Source organism: Zhongshania sp. (assembly GCF_041584495.1).
GTDB lineage: Bacteria > Pseudomonadota > Gammaproteobacteria > Pseudomonadales > Spongiibacteraceae > Spongiibacter.
On the sequence record NZ_JBFHDY010000268.1, the window covers coordinates 1 to 1,644 of the forward strand.

At 50.5% G+C, this 1,644-nt stretch carries 2 protein-coding genes; both read right to left on the reverse strand.

All coding sequences use genetic code 11. The features are described from left to right. Positions 1-169: 169 nt before the first annotated feature. Positions 170-934, reverse strand: coding sequence for an adenosylcobinamide-GDP ribazoletransferase (locus ABYP33_RS18985; RefSeq protein WP_008253281.1), 765 nt, complete (start codon positions 932-934; stop codon positions 170-172). A 103-nt stretch (positions 935-1,037) separates the two neighbouring features. After that, positions 1,038-1,448, reverse strand: coding sequence for an Hsp20/alpha crystallin family protein (locus tag ABYP33_RS18990; RefSeq protein WP_008253280.1), 411 nt, complete (start codon positions 1,446-1,448; stop codon positions 1,038-1,040). Between the last annotated feature and the right edge of the window lie 196 nt (positions 1,449-1,644).

Consider the following 1,644-nt stretch of genomic DNA (forward strand, 5'->3'; position numbering starts at 1 on the left):
AATATGCCGCCTACCAATAAATTTGTGTTCATGCCTGTATCCTCAGCCATAAATTGCTTGTAATGCTATGACTGTAGTTGACGCAATGAGTGCCGCCAAATCATGGTTTAAGACTGTGCAGTATTCACACTTTGTGAATTTGCGCCAAGCGCCCTAATTTCGCCTTTACTTATAACAAAAAAGCAAAATACACCAAAATTTCAACCACTTGCTGGGCAGCGCCAAGGGCGTCGCCGGTATAACCACCAATCCGACGACGTAAATAGACGGCAAATGCCCAGCGAAACAGCAGGGCCATGATCAGCAAACTTATAAAAGAATAAACATCGATAAAGAACAGCAGTGGCAACAGCGGCGCACCGGAGTACAACCAGTACCTAAGAGGCATTGTGGTCGCCAAGGGTTTGGACTTGCCTTCGCCGCGCACATAATGAAGGTCCACCAAATACGAGGTCGACACCCAGCGACTAAACACATGCGCCCAGAGCAGAGCGACAACCACAACACCAACTGACGGCAAGGCGTGCAAACTGGTGGCTTTTAAAGCCAGCACAGAAATCAGACCCACCGTGCCGTAGGTGCCAATGCGAGAGTCTTTCATTATGCGCAAGACGTCTTCGCTGCGCCAACCGCCGCCAAAGCCATCACAGCTGTCGGCAAAACCGTCTTCATGGAAGGAGCCGGTAATCAGAATAGAGGCGAGCATCGACAGCAGCACTGCCATCAGGCTATTGCCAAACAGCGCCAAAGCCGCAACATAAATCATGGCCGCTAACGCGCCAACCAGAAGACCGACTGAGGGAAAATAACGCGAGGCGCCATTAAGCTTAGCCTCACTAAAATCTGGATCGGCGGGCACCGGTAACCGCGTTAGAAACCCCACGGCCAAAAGCAAAACCTGCCATTCATAACGACATTGCTGGCGAGTAATCAAAACCGGACTCCACATCAACGAGCAAAAAACAACGCTGCCAGACAAGGGCCTGACAGCGGATTAAGGTAGCCAGTGTAGCAAGCTCGCCAGTGTTGATGTGCGCTTATTGCACCGTAATCTTACGCGGCTCATCTACCGTCGACTTGGGGATATTCAGGGCCAGCACGCCGTGTTCAATTTTGGCGGCAATTTCGTCAGCTTCAACGCCTTCAGGCAAGCTGAAGCGCCGTATAAACTGACCCTGCCAGCGCTCTTTGATACTGCTTTTGGTCGCTTGCGCATCGGTTTTGCGCTCGCCCTGCACGGTTAGCACGCCGTTGTGCACGGTAATATCAACTGCATCAGGCGCGATGCCCGGTACGTCCATCACCAATAAGAAGCCACCCTCATTTTCGCAAATATCCACCGCGGGCTGCCACTGGGCGGCGCGCTCGCCATCACTTGCTTGGCGATCAAATCCGCGATTTATATCACGCAATTCATTGAACAAGGTAAACGGCAAATAACTATTCATGATAAAAACCTCCAATACCTTCAATCTAAACCATGAACAGCGCGTCGGCTGTTATCCAGAATATGGTGGCTGACTTTAGATTTTCAAGTGGATTACGCCCAGGCCATTGCTCTGCTAAACTGCTTGATCACACTCGTTTGATAATATTAAGGTCCTACTATGAGCATTCAGACTGGCGACAAAATTCCCGCAGCAA

Bases quoted from the DNA above. Each gene is read 5' to 3' on its own strand.
- ABYP33_RS18990 (WP_008253280.1), bottom strand. From the start codon at position 1,448: ATGAATAGTTATTTGCCGTTTACCTTGTTCAATGAATTGCGTGATATA.